This window comes from Halodesulfovibrio sp. (genome assembly GCF_025210605.1).
Classification (GTDB): domain Bacteria; phylum Desulfobacterota; class Desulfovibrionia; order Desulfovibrionales; family Desulfovibrionaceae; genus Halodesulfovibrio.
This window is the reverse complement of sequence record NZ_JAOARI010000002.1, coordinates 23082-39927: the sequence shown is the minus strand read 5'-3', so window position 1 is coordinate 39927 and position 16846 is coordinate 23082. Positions and strand designations below refer to the sequence as shown.

The following is a 16846-nucleotide window of genomic DNA, read 5'->3' as shown; positions in this document are numbered from 1 at the left end:
AAAATATGTTGCGAGGAGGACTCTCGCATCCTATTTTATGAAAATAACAATGGAATGTACTGAAGTGAACTTATGTTGCATACAACCATATCGTAGATAAAAGGATAATCGTGAAAAACAATACAATTGCTGCTATAGCCACAAGTGTTCTCTTTCTTTTCGTTACTATTTTAGCACTTCCTCACTACGGCATGTGTTCAGAAGTATATACCGTCGGTGAAGTAAGTTACGATCAGGCGCTGGCTGATGGAAAGCCGATTATGAAGCTCGGTCCTATTCCAGCCGGAAATGTTCCTCCTATCTTTCCGAAATCTTTTTTAGAACCGGATGGAAGTTACGGGGGCGGTATTGTCTATCAGAGCGTAGAAAATGCAAAAGACGGGTTAGCCATGTTGCTTAAAAACGGTACTCTTCCGGCAGGGCTTGAGTGGCACATATATCAATTGGACGCAGAGTGGGAAAACGACGTGTACGAATTGAAAAAAGGTGATTACCGGCTGAAGAAGCCGTGTCCGGTAGAAAAACGTATTCAATAAATAGTTCCTAATTGAAAAAACTGCACAAGCTTCTACCTTGTGTGGTGGAACGCTGAATTGTTATATAAAGAAAGCTGCATGAAATCATGCAGCTTTCTTGTTTTGGTGAGCTAGAGGGCTGCTGATAGCGCACCGGAATTCTAAGTATGGATTGGATTTCTACGCTGGAGAACTCTTCTGTCCTCGCAGGATAGTTATTGTTTGCGGGCGGCAACCATAAGTCCTGTTCCGTCGTTTGCGACAGGCTGGCAGCGGATGTCTGTAAAATTGAGAGATTCAAGCAAACCCACCAACTCATCTTTTTCAATGAAGTGTGAAGGGTGACCGCTCAGGCGCGTCAGCACTTCGAGAGAGGCTTTCATTTTTTCCTGCCCTTGTTCTTCGCGCCCTGTGTAATGGTGTGACACGAACCAGCCGCCGGAATGTAAGCCGTCTGAAATTTTTCCCAGTGTCTCAGGGAGCATGTTTTTGAACGCATAGAGAACGTGCGATGTGAAAACGAGATCAAATTGTTCTGCTGGAAGGCGGTCTTTTTTAAAATCAATACCATATGTTGTCAGGCGGTCTGCATATCCAGCTTCATTGCAGCGTTTCTGCGCTTGCGCTGCCACTGGTGGAAGATCGAAGAGCATGGCGTTCATGTTTTTGTTTTGATCGAGGACAGCCATAGAATACAGACCGTGGTTGCCGCCGATGTCGCACATTGTTTTGAAGTTTTTGAAATCAGGCAGAGAGGTAATAAACTCAATTGTGGAGGCTAAACCGCACCCTTTTGCGTTTTGGGCGCACCCTTCCATAGCTTTAGCAACAGACCACTTCTTTGCAGCATCTGTATGAGCCGCTTTTTTCCCAGTGACTAAATTTGTAATGGAGTTTTCGATAATGTCGTTAAAACTCATTGTCAGTCGCATGTGATCGCCTTGATAGAAAGGCGCTTTGCTGACCAAAAACTCTGAAGCCATAGGTGAATTCTGGTAGGTTCCGTCAACTTTATTAAGAAGGTTGATGGCTACAAGAAGATCGAGAATGCTTTCCAGCAGCTCTGGTACAGCATCTAATTTTTCCGCAAGAGCTGTTGCTGTTGAAGGCTTTTCTAAGTGATCGAAAACGGCGAGATCGACTGCGCTCATCAGCACTTTTGACGAAATTGATTCCACCAGCATGGTGCGAATAGGTGCAAAGTCTAAGTTTGGTTTTGCAGTAGACATAACTTTCTCCAAGTGTTTAGCTGCTAAACTAATTGTGTAAAAAAAATTATTTCAGATATTTATCCATCCATAAGTTCATGTGGTTACTCAGTTCCAGAGCAACGTTAAATGACTCGTCATCTAGTTGGCGCAAGTATTCAAAAAAAGCTTGGTCGTGTTTTTCATGGAACTCAGCATGATTCTTACAGGCTTTCCGCCCCAGCTTTGTCGGTTTTATAATAACGCGCGCTTTGTGTTCAAGGTCTTTCTCCTTAACAACAAGCTCTTTTTTTACCAGCTTGCCAACTAGTTGCGACACTGCTCCTTTTGTAATGCCAAATTCTTTTGCAAGTTCTGTTACTCCTATGTTGCTTCGCCTGTTAATCGCTTCAAGCATATGAATTTCAGCAGGGTACAAGGGAACCCCTACCCCAAAATCAAAATCCATTCGGTCGATAATTGTGTACTTAGTAAGTGCATGACTTACATTTTGCAGTAGCGGTTTGATATCTTCAAAGGTTCTCATGAAAACAGTTTAGCTGCTAAACTATTTTCAGTCAACATGCTGTATTCACCAAAGTGTATGAAGGTGAAAGGTATACACCTACGACAGTCGTGCTATGAATTAGTGAGTATAAGATATTAGTTATAAGGGCTGAGACATCGCACAGGGAGTGTGAGCAGTATCGCTTGTGTTTTGTGAAACACGTTGAGACACAATGCGTGAAACACGTTGAGACATGTATAGTCCTTTCCTTGCGCTCTTACATGATTTGGGGCATGCAATGCGAGCCGACCTGCTTCTCGTGGTCGGCTTTGCTGTTGTTAACGAGTAAGATTGTATTTTTATGAGCACCTTCTGATAAGGTGCGGCATGTCGCACGGGGACAGTGCGGGGTGATGAGGTAAGAAAATACGGTGTTGCTACGTAAGGAGGATCTTGTTGTGAGCAAGGGATTTCTTGAGCGTACGTTCAAGCTGTCCGAGAAGGGTACTACTGTAAGTACAGAAGTAACTGCGGGACTGACTACATTTATGACTATGGCGTACATTTTGGCTGTTAACCCAATGGTTCTGGGCGCTGCCGGAATGGACCCTGCTGCGGTGTTTGCTGCATCCGCAGTGTCCGCAGTTGTAGGTACAATGATTATGGCTCTTTTTGCCAACCTTCCTTTTGCACTTGCACCGGGGATGGGACTTAACGCATTTTTTGCCTACACCGTTGTTCTGACTATGGGATACACTTGGCAGACTGCGCTTACCGCAGTTTTTCTTGAAGGTGTTATCTTTATTATCCTTACTGGTACCAATATTCGTGAAGCAATTGTTAACAGTATTCCTGTCAACTTAAAGCGCGCTATTTCTGCCGGTATCGGCTTTTTTATTGCGCTTATCGGTTTCAAAAGCGCCGGTATTGTTGTTCCTTCTGAAGGAACCCTTGTAACTGTAGGTGACATTGCATCCGCAGGTCCTATGGTGTGTATCATTGGTCTTGTTGTAATCGGTGTTCTTTTCGCTAAAAAAGTGAAAGGCGCATTGCTTATCGGCATGCTGGCAGCAACTCTTATCGGTATTCCATTTGGTGTAACTGATCTGAGCACATTTAATACCGAACATCTCTTCAGCGTACCAAGTCTGGCTCCGCTCTTTATGCAGCTGGACTTCTCCAATGTCTTCTCATTGGACATGGTAATTATCCTCTTCACTTTCCTGTTTGTTGATATGTTCGACACTGTCGGTACTCTTATCGGTGTTACCGCTAAGGCAAATATGCTTGATGAGCGTGGACGTGTTCCTAATGCGAAACAGGCTCTTTTTGCTGACGCTGTTGCAACTACCGCTGGTGCCTGTCTTGGTACATCTACAGTAACTACCTTTGTAGAAAGTGCTGCTGGTGTAGCGGAAGGTGGTCGCACAGGTCTTACTTCATTTACCACTGCGATTATGTTTGCTCTGGCGCTTTTCCTTGCGCCTGTATTCCTCGTTATTCCTGCTCAGGCAACTGCTCCTGCACTTATTACTGTAGGTATGTTCATGATGAGCCCGATTCGCGAAATCGACCTTGAAGATTACACAGAAGCTATTCCAGCGTTCCTGTGTATCGTTATGATGCCGTACACATTCAGTATTGCAGAAGGTATTATCTTCGGTCTTACTGCTTTTGTTGTACTCAAGCTTCTTACAGGTCGTCGTTCCGAGATTCCTAATCTTGCATACATTCTTGTAGGTCTGTTTGTTTTGAAGTTTATGTTGCACTAATCAGCACCATAATCATCGCTACGAATTCAAAAAGCTCCTTGCAGTTGTGCAGGGAGCTTTTTTGTTTCTAATGGGTGATCGAGCGCAGGAAAAAGGCGTGCGTTTGTTCTGCCAAGGATGATTTTATATGGGGAGAAAACTGGTTAGGTATTGCTGTAACTATATGGTGTTATCATAGGTTTTATCTGCTTTTATGGGATAGTGGTAGTAGGCTTTTTTTACAGAAAGGAGTTTGCTATGGCGCGAGAACTGAGCAGTAAATTCATGAATGATTTGCATGAGAACGGCCCTCTGTACCCGTTTCTTGAATTTGTTCGTAAGGATACATCTTTGGATATGCAAATTCGTCCAGATGAAGTGCATATTTATTATAGAGGGATAGCATTACTGATTGTCCGCTTACGGGCTGGTAAGTATGACATGCTGTTTAATCAGAATTATTTGACCAAGAGCTACCATGTTGAAATGCCCAGCGTTGACAACACATTGATGAATGATCCAGAACGCTGGGTAGGAATATTTGCGGAATTAAAAACATGTATTGATGTTTATCTGTCTTGCAACGAAAAGACAGTGTACTCTTGTGAAGAGCAAGTTGTTGTGAAGGATTTTTTGCAGACAACCATGCGGGAGAACACATATTCAGCCGTTGCTCCTAAAACGGATTATCATATTACCGACATAGATTGTTTAAGCACTTTTTCAACGGGCGCGGTTGTCCGGTTCGACATGCTCGGGTTGTATCTGCCAACAGAAATCGGTGCCACTGTTGATCCAAATCCTGCCCTTGCTATTTTTTCAATGCGCTTTGGTACGATGAATCTTGTTGGTCCGTATGGCATTATTCCATTTTTAGAGAAGCTGTTTAAATTGGTGGAAGGCACAAATGCTTTGGCAGAGTTAGCGGACGAGGTGAAAAGCGTATTCTACCAGCGCAAAAAATTGATGCTTCCGGGAAGTCTGGTGGAAAATGAAAAAGGTATTCATGATATTGCAAGTAAAAAGCCGCATCTGGTGATTAACCTTGCGAATCAGGAGCCACAAGGTTCACACCTGACAGAATTGATGAACTCAAAACATTTCCGCAGTGCATTGGGACTGTTACACGATGCTGTTGATATCAAATTCGTACATTCCCGCATGATGGGATACGGCATTTATCGTAAATGTCTCTATTCAATTGATGAAGTAAGTGAAGTACTGCAATGTGACAAGTAATTATAATAGTATCACTTCAATATGCCCTTGTTTTTTACAAGGGCATATTTGTTAGTGAGTGCTTATATATAGGATTTTATAGAGAAATATAGACAGAATTGTTTTCAGCAAGCTATTATCTGCATGAATTTTTATTGAACGCATCAGTTGTTTCCACAGTGATGCTTTGCGTGCATAGAAAATGGGAGAGCGGTGAATAATGCTGAAACCCGATACAGAAACTTCGCAGAAGATTCTTTCTGTCATAAAGAGAAAATATAAAAATGTTGCTAAATCCCTTGCCAGCCAGTTCAGGTATCCTACTGGAAAAGACGGCTTGCAAGGGCTAAGATACCCTCAAGAGCTGCTTGAAAGCATTCCAGAAAGTGTACAGCAATGGTATTGCGGTGTGGGGAATCCCTTTTCACTTGGTGCAATTCATATTGGAGAGCATGTACTCGATCTTGGCTGCGGAGCTGGTGTGGATACGATTGTATCAGCGAAATTGGTTGGAGAATCGGGAGTAGTTGTCGGGGCGGATGTATCGAGCGATATGATTGAGCGCGCCCAACATAATAAAGAAATTTCCCAAACGCCCAATGTCTCCTTCCAGCTTGTCGATAGTGTCAATCTCCCTTTTCATGATGAACAGTTTGATGTGGTAACCACAAACGCTATGCTGAATCTTGCTGTAGATAAAGCAGGTGTTTTAAAAGAGGTCTACCGTGTTCTGAAAAAAGGTGGGCGGTTACATGTTGCCGATCAAATTTTAGTTGGTGCAGGGATGTCTGGAGAACAGGCTATTTCAAGCTGGTTTCAGTGACAAGGTGGTGCAATACCGGAAACGGAGTTTCTGGCACTACTTACTGACGCAGGTTTTATCAATGTATCCAAAGTTGCAGAGACGGGCTTTGCTAGTTCCGATGTAACAATGGGCATGCTTTTTTATGCTGAAAAATAACAAGCTTGTGAAAGCTTGTTACCTCTATCAAATGGAATACTCCTTCACGCCTGTATGCCTATAGAGCAGTCACGGTAGTTTGAATTGTTGCTTAGCAATCTACTTTTTTCGACTACTAAAAATGGGATTATTACCGATCATTTTGCGTGATTGCAGATTCATATCATAATTAGCTGTGTGCATTGCTGTATGCTTTTTTCGACTGTACGGGAAATTCTTTTGGGCGATATCCATAAGAATTTTACATTGCATGGCTGAGGATAGCTTTTGATTTTGCTTGTGCTTAATCGTCAAATTGCAGAATTATTCCACCTTTGTATTCTGGAATAGGCTGAAAAAACTTTGGAGATGGCAGCACGGTTAACACATTCTCTTTGAAGTTAATTGTACCGGCAAATCTGTCTCCCAACGGCAACGACCCGATAAGGGTTAAGGTCGGCTGACTAGCTGATCTTACTTCTTTTTTAAATGAAATAGTTTCGGTATCTGTGTAGATAAAAAACATGAGTGAATGGAATGTGCCAGAGCCGCCACCATTGTCGATGGTATGAATAATCTGGATACCATTTGTTGTGGCTCCAACAAATATATATCCAAATTCTGCATCGCCTTCCTTATAGTACACATACGGCTCGGCGTTTGTCGTGCGAACCCTTACTTCACTAAAAAATTGGTTACTGACGTTGGCTTTGGCGACGTTGACTGAAATGATCTGATTTCCGCTATCTGAAAGAGGACCCATCATTTCTTTTATAATTTTGGGGTTAATGAACTCTTCTTTATGGAACGTGTATGTTGCGGTTTTCCATCGTGGAGAAACAGTCCAGTCGTTATCCACTTCCATCGTTACAGGTGGAGGAAGTTCTTGTTGTTCTGCTGCAAAAGCACCGATTGCAACAATGCATATAAGAATAACAGCGTGTGCCAATGTTCTAACAGCACGTATCATATACTACTCCTGAATCAGCAAATTTTTTCGGTAGCTACTCAATTACAACTACTTGTTTTCCCGTTACGTGCCCTGCAAGTTGGCGATGCATTGCCTGTGTAACTGCGGTGTCAGTAAAAGGAATTTCTGCTATCGGCAACTGATGTATTGATCCATCTTTAAGGGCTGCAAGTAGTTCATCGCCCATTGTTGCCAGCCTGCACTGTGCTTCATGACTTCCTGACATATATGCACCACCGAGTGCAATAATATAGATTGTCGGCGCAACTTTAAAAACGTCGGCTTCTTCTGCGTGCGGTATTCCCAGCAAACTTGCGTACTGCCCTTCGTGTTTCAGCAGTGATATATTGCGAGGGGAAGCGCTGTAGCCGACGGTATCCAGTATGGCATCGAGTTTTTCGCCACCTGCGGCATGGATGATTTCATTTGCCAACTGAGGATGTCTGTAGTTGAAAACATGATCTGCACCCAGCTTGCTGACATAGGTATGGTTTCGAGGAGAAGTTGTCGTAATTACGTGCAGTTTAAGCATCTTTGCTATTTGAATGGCGAAACCGCCAACGCCACCTGAACCCGCTTCAATCAGAATGTTCATGCCGGAAGTAAGTTTCATGCGGTGAATAAGGGCAAGCCATGCGGTAAGTCCTGCGCAAGGGACAGAGGCAGCAACAACTGGGCTAACAGAATCAGGAATGCTGAACAGAATGTGTTCCGGCAGTTCCACATGGGTTGCGAATGCGCCTCCATAGAGAAAATTACCGTGCCATGCCACAGCGTCACCTTCGGTCACAAGCGATACATCTTCGCCTGTTTGTACAACCTCTCCTGCGCCATCAAGCCCCGGTATATACGGTAGTTTCCATTGGGGGTGACCTGTGATGGCAAGCTTTGCATCCACTGGATTAATGCTGGCAGCCTTGATTTTTACAATGACATTATGAGGTGCCGGAGTAGGTACATCCGTCATTCCTTTAGTAAGGTAGAATGTTTTTCCAATATCCTTAAGGTACAGTGCCGTTTTCTGCATGAAATACTCCTGAGCGATACTGTCGGGGCGTCGCCTGTAGTTTGCTACAGTATGCGCTTCAGAGAACTATTAGACCAGTATTCATGTTCTCAAAGTGGTTCCAAGCATAAAAAACACCCCCCTGACGGGAGAATCAGGGGGGACTGAAATTGTGTATGCACTAAGAAGGAATGTGAGAGATGTTTAGTAATCTACTATGCCTGACTCTCCACTCTCTCCCTGCTGCGATGCGATTACCAGAACCGCAGCAGGGAGATGCATCTATGACGCTTGAGTCTAGAGCAACCGTATTATCGAAAACTCCTGCGTAACTTTGCAGTGAGATTGTTAAGGAAAGGAAACGTATGTTTCTCAGACTGGCGGCAGGCATGTTGTTCGAGGGGCATGCCTGCCGCTACTGTCTGTGATTTTAGTTGAAGAGCCTCGAAAAGAAGCCCTTCACTTTCGGTGCGCTGTCATCTGTTTTCTGAGAGTCTTCTGTTGCAGTATCAGTATCAGTGTCAGCGGTTCGGAACGCATCATTAGTATTTATCCAGTTTGTAGAGGGGATGAAGCCGTACTTTTTCATCATTCTCTCTTCGAACACAACACGCTCTGCATGCAGCTTGGCGCGGAGTTCTTTCATGGCGTTCACTATCTTTTTAATATCGTTAACTTCGGCATTTGGGTTGCGTGTAAGTGCGCGAAGCATAGTTTTTTTTGCCCAGAGTTCTTCACGAATAGGGCGGGTCTTTTCTGTATACGCCTTGCTAAGTTGTTGCACTTCTTTTTGCTGAACAGCTGTCAGCTCAATTTTGGGAGCATCTGCTTTTGTGTGTTCCGCAATTTCAGTGGCGTCGGCTATGGTGCCGCTGGCGATTGAAAATACGAGAATTATTGCTAAGAAAAGACGATAAATCATGGCGATTCCTCATATCTAAAAATGCAAAACAAGTATGATAAAGAGCAGAAAAATGGGTTTTGCACAGTACTTTTTTATTTAGAGCGCAGCGTCACTATTTCCTGAAAACAATATTTGTTGCCATACAATGAGAGGGTGAACTCATTTTTTTAGGGACGCTACGCTCTATACGCTTCAGCAGCCAGTCGGGGGAGCTAGCTTGCTTATGTTTTTCTACATAGCAACCGGTGTGCCAAAATTTATGTTTTATGATTTGTGCTTGTATTACAGGAAGATAAAAAAAGTAGTGATATTTCCCGTATAACGAGGTAGAGACGCTATGTATAAAAACTTTACGTTTTCTATAAAACGTTTAAAAATTGAACGAAAAAGAATGTAATTATTTGATTGTATTGATATTTAATATTTAAAAGTATGGAGTAGAGAACGCAATGCGTTCAAAAAATACACGAAACGACATGCCGTCGAGCAGGCTGCTTTCTCCCTACTGTTTTGTTGGGGTTATTTTGCTTGTCGGGCTTGGTGTCGCCTCGCTGACCTACAATACAATTCAACAGAATCAGAAAAAGTATGTGCGGTTGTATGAGGAAAAAGGGGCATCGCTCATTACTTCTGTTGAAGCTGGCGTGCGTACGGATTTGCGGAGTAAAAATTCCACTATCCGGCTTAAACTATTGCTTGATGAAATGGCAGACAGACCGGAAATTTTCTTCATTGCCATTACATTCAGCGACGGCACGATAATGCAAAGCAGCTTTACAGAAGGGCAGCAGCGTATGGAGACGCAGTTCTTAAAGCATATAAAAGGGCTACACACAGGTTCGCAGGAGCGTTCTCGTATATACAATGCCAATGAACGTCAGATATTCCTCGCCTACAGAGAATTTACTCCGCTGACGCGCCATGAATTATGGAAGAAGTTGCAAAAGCAGCCGACTCTCAAGCCTTTGGAAAAATTTATTCAGTTATTCAACAAAGAAAAAAAGGTATCAGATACTCCGTCAGGCAAGCTGCTTGCTGAAAAAAGAATTGATACCAGAGAGCTTGCCAAGGTTGATACGCAAAAGCTCGCTATCGACGTAAAGTCTTTTTTGGAACCAAATGATGAAGAGGCACACCGACCTGTTATTTATGTAGGGCTTGATGCAAGACCTCTTCAGGAACTACAGCGATCCAGCATTGTGCAGACTGTTGTTACGACTGGAAGTGTGCTGTTATTGGCGATTGTTGGTTTTTTATCCATCTATTGGGCACACCGTGCTCAGCGTTCCAGACGAAAAGCAGGGCGCAGTCAGGCTACCGTGCAGGAGGTAATGTATAACCTTCCTGATGGACTGATTGTGACAGATAATAATGATCTGATTGTATACATGAATGAATTGAGCAAGGTGTTGCTGCACTGTGATGGTGATATTACCGCCGGTGTTGATATTGCACAGGTGCTGCTGCCTGACCTTGTTCCATATTACTTGCAAGCGCGCGATGGCTTATTGCGTCATGAAAAAGTAATCGAAATTTCAACTGATGCTTTGCCGCTGCTGCCTGTCGGTGTGACAGGGTCTGTGATTAAAGACGATCAGGGTGTGACTATCGGTACTGTATTTCTTATGCGTGACCTGCGCGAGGTGCATAGTCTGCAAACAGAGGTTGAACGTAAAGGCAAGCTCGCCGCTATTGGGTCGCTTGCTGCTGGTGTGGCGCATGAAATTCGTAACCCGCTCAGTTCGATAAAGGGTGGCGCAACCTATTTGAAATCTCAGTTTAAACAAGGCAGTGCGGGCGAAAAGACCGCCGCGATAGTCATTGATGAAGTCGAGCGTTTGAATCGCGTAATAACAGATCTCATCGGGCTTTCACGTCCTTCAGACTTAAGTATGAAGGCAGTTTTTGTGGCGGATGTAATTGAGCATTGCACGGGACTAATTGCACAGGAAGCAGAACTGCGTGATGTACACCTTGCTGTTGATATTGCAGAAGACGTACCGCAGGTGATGCTGGATACTGACCGATTTTCGCAAGTGATTCTTAACCTGTGTTTGAATAGTCTGGATGCTATGGAGGAAGGCGGCAAGCTGACGGTGACAGTTGTACCGGATGCCCAATCAATAAGCATTATTGTGGAAGATGACGGCGAAGGTATGGACAACAGCACAAAAGAGCGGATTTTTGAGCCGTATTTTACAACCAAGTCTCATGGTACGGGGCTTGGTTTATCTGTGGTGCATAAAATTATTGAAGCCCATAATGGAATTATTCGTGTGTTCTCCCAAAAGGGGCAAGGAACACGTTTTGTAATACAGCTACCTTCTATGGATAAGGAACAATAATGCCAGCGCATATTCTAATTGTTGATGATGACGGTTCGCACCGCGCCGTGCTCCGAACTATTATTGAAGACTGGGGCTATGACGTATCGGAAGCTTCGGATGGCGAAACAGCTGTAGCAATGACGCAGGAACGCCCCTACGACAGCGTGCTGATGGATATTCGAATGGGTGGCATGGATGGCATTACTGCCCAATCTCAGATAGCAAAGCATAACCCTTCCATTCCTGTACTTATCATGACGGCGTATTCTTCCATTAATACCGCTGTGGTTGCGTTAAAACAGGGTGCATATGACTATCTTATTAAACCACTCGACTTTGATGTCTTAAAAATTACGATTGAGCGTATGCTCGATCATACCCGACTGGTCGAAGAGAACCGCTCTCTGAAAGAGAAAAGCTCCGGTAAACAGCAATTCGGTATGATTGGCAGTAGTGAGCGTATGCACGAGTTGGTAGAAACAATAACCACTGTTGCTCCGACACATGCTCCTGTTTTGATTACAGGTGAATCCGGCACGGGTAAGGAATTGGTTGCCAAGGCGGTATATACGGCAAGTGAACGTTCTTCAAAGCCTTTTGTAACTATTAACTGTGCTGCGCTGAGTGAAAGTTTGCTTGAATCTGAATTATTCGGACATGAAAAAGGCGCGTTTACAGGGGCAGATAAACGTAGAGACGGACTTTTCTGGCAAGCAAACGGCGGCACTATATTTATGGATGAAGTCGGCGAAATCCCGCTTTCATTGCAAGCAAAATTACTGCGTGTTTTGCAGCAGGGTGAGTTACAGCGCGTCGGTAGTGACAGCATTCTGCATGTGGATATTCGTGTTATTGCAGCAACGAATAGAGACTTGCAGGAAGAGGTCGCAAACAAGACATTCCGTGAAGATTTGTATTACCGCCTGAATGTCATAGGGCTTGAGGTTCCTTCGCTGCGAGAGCGTCAGGCAGATATTCCATTACTTGCTGAACACTTTATGAAAATTTTCGCTGAAAAATATGATAAAAGCGTGATCGGCTTTTCACCACAGGCTATGGATGTGTTGGTTAATAATCCATGGCAAGGGAATATCCGTGAGCTTGAAAACACAATAGAGCGAGCTGTTATTATGGCAACTACCGACTACATTACCGATAGGGAACTGCCAGCCAGTCTACGCAAAAATGTCCCAGACCACTCTGGGAATACTACCCGCGGTGCAGAACTTCCTCTTGGCGATATTTCTTTAGAAAGTCTTGAAAAACGTGCGGTGCAGGCGGCGTTGAAAAAACATAAAAAGAAAGTTGATGCAGCTGGGGCGCTGGGTATTACCCGTGCAACCTTGCATAGTAAAATTAAGAAGTATGGTTTGGAAGAACAAAAGAAAAAGTAAAAATATATATAGATGAAAACAACGCTCTTATGAGGTTCATAAGAGCGTTGTCTTTTTTGGGACAGAAAGAAATTAGAGGTTTCTTACACAATCTATGGTTGTAAGTTCACACCTACCTGCTAAGCGAGAGGCACTGTGTGTTTTATTCGCCAGCATACGAATGTACTTTTTTTAAATGATGTAAGTAAGATGCTGTCGATAAACCATTTTCCGATACTTCTTCTGAATTAGTCTTGCTTTAGAGTACGGATGACTTGTTGCAACTCGTGTGACAGCCCTGTCAGTGTTTCCATTGTCTGGGCAGAGTCAGCAGCAGAAGACGCCATGTCGTCAGCAATTTCGGAAACGCTGCCAATCGTCCGGTTTACTTCATCACTGGCAGCGGACTGCTCTTCAGAGGCTGTGGCGATGGTGCGTGCCATGTCAGTAGAAGATTCAATAAGCGTTGTAATGTTAACAAGCGCTTCACCAGCTTTCCGTGCAAGTGAAGTACAGTCTGTTACGACTGACGTTGTTTCTTGCATTGCATGAATATTATCCCCTGTGCTTGCTTGTATAGCTGTAACCGCCTGTTCAACTTCTGAGGTCGCTTGCATGGTTTTTTCCGCAAGTTTGCGTACTTCATCTGCTACTACAGCAAAACCGCGACCTGCTTCGCCAGCGCGAGCGGCTTCAATAGCTGCATTTAGCGCAAGCAAGTTCGTCTGGTCTGCAATATCAGAGATGACATCCATAATTTTTCCAATATCCTGTGCTTTGTCTCCAAGCTCGCTAAGACTTTTTGTCATACGCTCGGAACGGTTAGCAATATCATCAATTGAGCTGACGACATTATTCACGGAGCGGGTTTCGTTGATGACTTGATCGCGCATAACATCGGAGTGCTGGGCGGCATCGGATGCGTTTTGAGCAACCGCAGCAATGGCAGAATTCATCTGCTCCATAGCTGACGCTGTCTCTCCGCTGCGTGAAGCTTGCTGTTCTGTGCCGAGGCGGGTGTTTTCAATAAGCGTGGAAAGTTCATGAGTCACATTGGCAACGTTCTCAACAATAAGCTCCAGTTGACTAGCAGCATGCATGAGTTCTGTATGGCGTTCCTGTTCCTCCTGCACCTTGCGTTCTGCTTGAACCGCCAATTCGTTTGCCCGTTGCGCCTGTATGTTAGCTTCTTCTTCTTTTTCTTGAGCTTGAGATATTGTGGTTAAGAGGTTTTGCACCATTTGGGTGAGTGCGGCATGGAGTTCAAACATTTCTGTGCTGAACCCTTTTGTTGGGGTGTTAACCTCATAGTTTCCTGAACTTACTTCGGTCGCTGCCTGTGTGAGAAGTTCAAGCGGATTGGTTATGCGGATAACAATAAAGTAGCCGAGAACACCGATGAGCAGCGCAGAAAATATTCCTAGTCCTGCACTGGTAATAGCACTGCTTCGGGCTGTTGCAAGTATCTCATCTTTATCTTGGATGACAAGTACGTGGTAGCCAATGCTGTCGATTGTATGTGCGCGAACGAGTTTTTCTGTTTCGCCAAACATTAGATCGTAGACACCATCAGGCTTGCCGTTTAATGCGTCAAATCCTTCAATTCCAGTGCTACCCAGTTTCTTCATGATAACTTCTTTGAAGCCCGGTGCAGCGAGAATGGTTCCGCTTTTTTCAATTAAGACGACTCGACCTGTTTTTCCAATGCGTAACGAAGCCATCTTATCGAGAATGGTTGTGAGCTGAAGGTCGATAGCAACAACGCCGAGTATTTCCCCGTCGCTACTTTTTACAACGTGGCTGGCGGTGGAAACAAATTCATTTTCTGTACTTTTGTAAGCAGGCGTGATGGCGAACCCTGTAGGGGACTGTAGCGGTGCTTTGTACCACGGGCGGGTGCGCATGTCATAATGGGCAGAAAGTGTGACCGGACTGGAAATAGCCATGCTGTTTTCATTACTGCCAAAATAGATGAAACCGAATTCTGCATGGTTTTTTTCTATATTAGCAAGATAGTCAGCAAGTATTTGCCCCCGTTTTGGAAGCGTGTTTTTATCTATTGTGACTTTGCTGGAGCCACCACAGGCAACAGCAATTTCGGAAAATGGCTTAGAAAAGTAGCCTGACTTTGCAATATCGTTTCCGACATCCTCGGCATTTTTAAAGAAATCCCCCACAATTGAATCGATAAGAGCAACTTCCGTGGCAGAGTTTTCATTAAAGCCATTAAGTGCATTATCTCTAAGAATTGCTGTTACCGCAAAAAGAATTACAAGTGCAGTAGCTAGGGATGCGAGTATCAGGATACCGGTTACTTTCCCCTTAACAGTGTTAACCATAACAAGCTCCTAGTATAAAAAATGTATAGGGACTTATCGTTCAAATAGAGAAAAAGTTAAGGGGTTTATGTTACAAAGTCGGTTGTTTTTTATACACTGCAAAACCCCATTAGGTGGATGCATAAAACTGCTGTTTTATGACTGTGTCCACCTAATGGGGTGCATATCAACTGTAAGTCTTGGTACGACGGACTACAAAAGAGTCCGATATAGGCTTAATGAAGAGAATAGGGTATATTTATTCATCTTCCATAGTTGATATTTCGATAGAGTAGCGTTCGATTTCTTCTGCACTCATTTTTCCGAATACTTCTTGGATGTACCGTAACGTTTTGAATCCAAGCACTGCAAATATAGGCATCATTGGTACGATGATGAGTACAGGGAATGATTTCAAAATGTTCAGGTTAGCGTTAATCAGCAAGAAGATGATAGGAAGTGCTGTTAAGAGCAGACACCAGAACAAGCGGAAGATTGGAGATACGTTAGCTTCTTTATCGAGACGCTTGGTAGCAATACCTGCGAGAGAGTAGGAGGTGCCGTCAAGTGTGGTTACTGTAAAGAGGATCATTGTGATGAGGTAAATGAATGTTACCAGAACAGGGAACGGAGTTTGTCCGAATACAGCTTTTACCAGTTCTGTAGGCTGACCTGCTTTAATGATTCCAACAGCATCAATCGCACCAGCGTTTTGCAGGCTCATGGTGAATGTGCCGCATGTGCCGAAGATGATGCATGTACCAAGAGTACCAGCACCTACCAGAATAAGGATAACGTCGCGGAGTCTGTGTCCTTTTGAGATCTTGGTGATGAATACGCCGATACCAGGAGAGTAGGAAATCCAGTTAGCAAGGAAGAAGATAGTCCAGTACTGAGGGAACAAGCTAGAACCAAATGGATCTGTGTTGGTGCTCATGCGGATGTATTCGCTCAGCATTACACCGATGCCGTTAGTGGTGTTGTTCATAATTAATGCGGAAGGACCGACAATAAAGATGAGACCTACCAGACCGGCACAAATGTAAATAGTAGCGTTGGACAAGCGAGCCATACCCTTAGCAATACCGATGTATGAGCTGAGGGAGAAGATAACGGAAAGAGCAAGGATAACACCGATACCAAGGAACAGGTTGTTCGGAATACCTGTAAGCTGGCTCAGGTTGGAAGAAATCATCGGAATGCCGAGACCGAGAGTCAACGCGGTTGCAGCAAGGGTAGTGATGATGAAAAGAAGGTCGATTACTTTTTGAGTCCAGAGCGGTAAGGAGTCGTTAAACATACTGTTTACAACACCGGAAAGGCTCAGGCGACGGTTACGTTTAATGTAGAATACAACACTGAATGGAATAGCAACAATAAGGTATGTGAACCAACCGGCAGCGCCCCAGTGGAACATGTTGTATGCAGCAGCGTATTCCATAGCCATATGGGTATCTACAATGCCGAACTGCGGGTCCATGAAGTAGTAGACAGATTCAATGAAAGCCCAGTACATGGTACTTGCGCCCATGCCCGCGGAAAGCGCCATGGCGAATAACTGGAACTTGTTGAATGTTGGTGTGTCTCCGCCAAGGCGGATGTTACCGTATTTAGAGAGAGCAAGGAACAGCAGAACAACTGTTGCAAATATGGTGTACCAGAGGAAACCGGTTCCAAGGTTTACTACGGTAAAGTCCAGCATAGCACCCATAGTGCCTTTTACTGAATCAGGGAAAAGAACAGCGAGAACCCCAAGCAGCAATACAAACGAAAAACTCGTAAGTGTCAGGTTCAAATCTACTTCTGACGTTTTAAATTTCATTTTATTC

General features: G+C 44.1%; 13 protein-coding genes. 6 read left to right on the top strand and 7 right to left on the bottom strand.

Annotation, left to right across the window (positions count from 1 at the left end):
* Positions 1–110: 110 nt before the first annotated feature.
* A complete protein-coding gene (locus N4A56_RS00230) occupies positions 111–536 on the top strand; it encodes a DVU_2496 family lipoprotein (protein ID WP_295544124.1) in 426 nt (141 codons plus the stop codon).
* A 194-nt stretch (positions 537–730) separates the two neighbouring features.
* Here N4A56_RS00230 and N4A56_RS00225 read toward each other — a convergent pair whose 3' ends face one another.
* Both N4A56_RS00225 and N4A56_RS00220 read right to left on the bottom strand, forming a co-directional pair.
* Positions 731–1744, bottom strand: a complete 1014-nt coding sequence (locus N4A56_RS00225; RefSeq protein WP_295544122.1) for a methyltransferase dimerization domain-containing protein — start codon at positions 1742–1744, stop codon at positions 731–733.
* Positions 1745–1790: 46 nt separating this feature from the next.
* Entirely contained in the window at positions 1791–2249 is a 459-nt protein-coding gene (locus N4A56_RS00220) for a MarR family transcriptional regulator (protein ID WP_295544119.1), read from the bottom strand.
* Between the two features lie 419 nt (positions 2250–2668).
* On the opposite strand from N4A56_RS00220, the gene N4A56_RS00215 reads away from it, so the two are divergent.
* The 3 genes from N4A56_RS00215 to N4A56_RS00205 all read left to right on the top strand — a co-directional run bounded on the left by N4A56_RS00215 (position 2669) and on the right by N4A56_RS00205 (position 6002).
* Positions 2669–3982, top strand: coding sequence for an NCS2 family permease (locus tag N4A56_RS00215; RefSeq protein ID WP_293670070.1), 1314 nt, complete (start codon positions 2669–2671; stop codon positions 3980–3982).
* A 237-nt stretch (positions 3983–4219) separates the two neighbouring features.
* A complete protein-coding gene (locus N4A56_RS00210) occupies positions 4220–5200 on the top strand; it encodes a hypothetical protein (RefSeq protein ID WP_293670068.1) in 981 nt (326 codons plus the stop codon).
* 199 nt (positions 5201–5399) lie between these two features.
* Positions 5400–6002, top strand: a complete 603-nt coding sequence (locus N4A56_RS00205; RefSeq protein WP_295544117.1) for a methyltransferase domain-containing protein — start codon at positions 5400–5402, stop codon at positions 6000–6002.
* Positions 6003–6423: 421 nt separating this feature from the next.
* On the opposite strand, the gene N4A56_RS00200 is transcribed toward N4A56_RS00205, so the two are convergent.
* The 3 genes from N4A56_RS00200 to N4A56_RS00190 form a co-directional block, all read right to left on the bottom strand.
* On the bottom strand, positions 6424–7089 hold the full coding sequence (locus tag N4A56_RS00200; protein ID WP_295544114.1) for a hypothetical protein: 666 nt from the start codon (positions 7087–7089) through the stop codon (positions 6424–6426).
* 34 nt (positions 7090–7123) lie between these two features.
* The gene (locus tag N4A56_RS00195) at positions 7124–8116 is read right to left on the bottom strand and encodes a zinc-binding dehydrogenase (protein WP_295544113.1); all 993 of its coding nucleotides are present in this window, start codon (positions 8114–8116) and stop codon (positions 7124–7126) included.
* A 409-nt stretch (positions 8117–8525) separates the two neighbouring features.
* Positions 8526–9017: a periplasmic heavy metal sensor gene (locus N4A56_RS00190; protein WP_293670060.1), complete on the bottom strand. Its 492-nt coding sequence runs from the start codon at positions 9015–9017 to the stop codon at positions 8526–8528.
* A 431-nt stretch (positions 9018–9448) separates the two neighbouring features.
* Here N4A56_RS00190 and N4A56_RS00185 point away from each other — a divergent pair, with 431 nt between their 5' ends.
* On the top strand, positions 9449–11344 hold the full coding sequence (locus N4A56_RS00185) for an ATP-binding protein (protein WP_295544111.1): 1896 nt from the start codon (positions 9449–9451) through the stop codon (positions 11342–11344).
* Positions 11344–12720: a sigma-54 dependent transcriptional regulator gene (locus N4A56_RS00180; RefSeq protein ID WP_295544109.1), complete on the top strand. Its 1377-nt coding sequence runs from the start codon at positions 11344–11346 to the stop codon at positions 12718–12720. Before N4A56_RS00185 ends, N4A56_RS00180 begins: the two co-directional genes overlap by 1 nt.
* Before the next feature lie 227 nt (positions 12721–12947).
* Here N4A56_RS00180 and N4A56_RS00175 read toward each other — a convergent pair whose 3' ends face one another.
* Both N4A56_RS00175 and N4A56_RS00170 read right to left on the bottom strand, forming a co-directional pair.
* Positions 12948–15038 (bottom strand): methyl-accepting chemotaxis protein, encoded by a 2091-nt coding sequence (locus N4A56_RS00175; RefSeq protein ID WP_295544107.1) that lies wholly within the window; start codon positions 15036–15038, stop codon positions 12948–12950.
* Positions 15039–15276: 238 nt separating this feature from the next.
* On the bottom strand, positions 15277–16839 hold the full coding sequence (locus tag N4A56_RS00170; RefSeq protein ID WP_295544105.1) for a BCCT family transporter: 1563 nt from the start codon (positions 16837–16839) through the stop codon (positions 15277–15279).
* Between the last annotated feature and the right edge of the window lie 7 nt (positions 16840–16846).

Excerpts from the sequence above, each read along its gene's own strand:
- N4A56_RS00205 (WP_295544117.1), top strand. The coding sequence starts at position 5,400 with ATGCTGAAACCCGATACAGAAACTTCGCAGAAGATTCTTTCTGTCATA.
- N4A56_RS00210 (WP_293670068.1), top strand. The coding sequence starts at position 4,220 with ATGGCGCGAGAACTGAGCAGTAAATTCATGAATGATTTGCATGAGAAC.
- N4A56_RS00195 (WP_295544113.1), bottom strand. The coding sequence starts at position 8,116 with ATGCAGAAAACGGCACTGTACCTTAAGGATATTGGAAAAACATTCTAC.
- N4A56_RS00170 (WP_295544105.1), bottom strand. The coding sequence starts at position 16,839 with ATGAAATTTAAAACGTCAGAAGTAGATTTGAACCTGACACTTACGAGT.
- N4A56_RS00185 (WP_295544111.1), top strand. The coding sequence starts at position 9,449 with ATGCGTTCAAAAAATACACGAAACGACATGCCGTCGAGCAGGCTGCTT.
- N4A56_RS00225 (WP_295544122.1), bottom strand. The coding sequence starts at position 1,744 with ATGTCTACTGCAAAACCAAACTTAGACTTTGCACCTATTCGCACCATG.
- N4A56_RS00200 (WP_295544114.1), bottom strand. The coding sequence starts at position 7,089 with ATGATACGTGCTGTTAGAACATTGGCACACGCTGTTATTCTTATATGC.
- N4A56_RS00175 (WP_295544107.1), bottom strand. The coding sequence starts at position 15,038 with ATGGTTAACACTGTTAAGGGGAAAGTAACCGGTATCCTGATACTCGCA.
- N4A56_RS00180 (WP_295544109.1), top strand. The coding sequence starts at position 11,344 with ATGCCAGCGCATATTCTAATTGTTGATGATGACGGTTCGCACCGCGCC.
- N4A56_RS00190 (WP_293670060.1), bottom strand. The coding sequence starts at position 9,017 with ATGATTTATCGTCTTTTCTTAGCAATAATTCTCGTATTTTCAATCGCC.
- N4A56_RS00220 (WP_295544119.1), bottom strand. The coding sequence starts at position 2,249 with ATGAGAACCTTTGAAGATATCAAACCGCTACTGCAAAATGTAAGTCAT.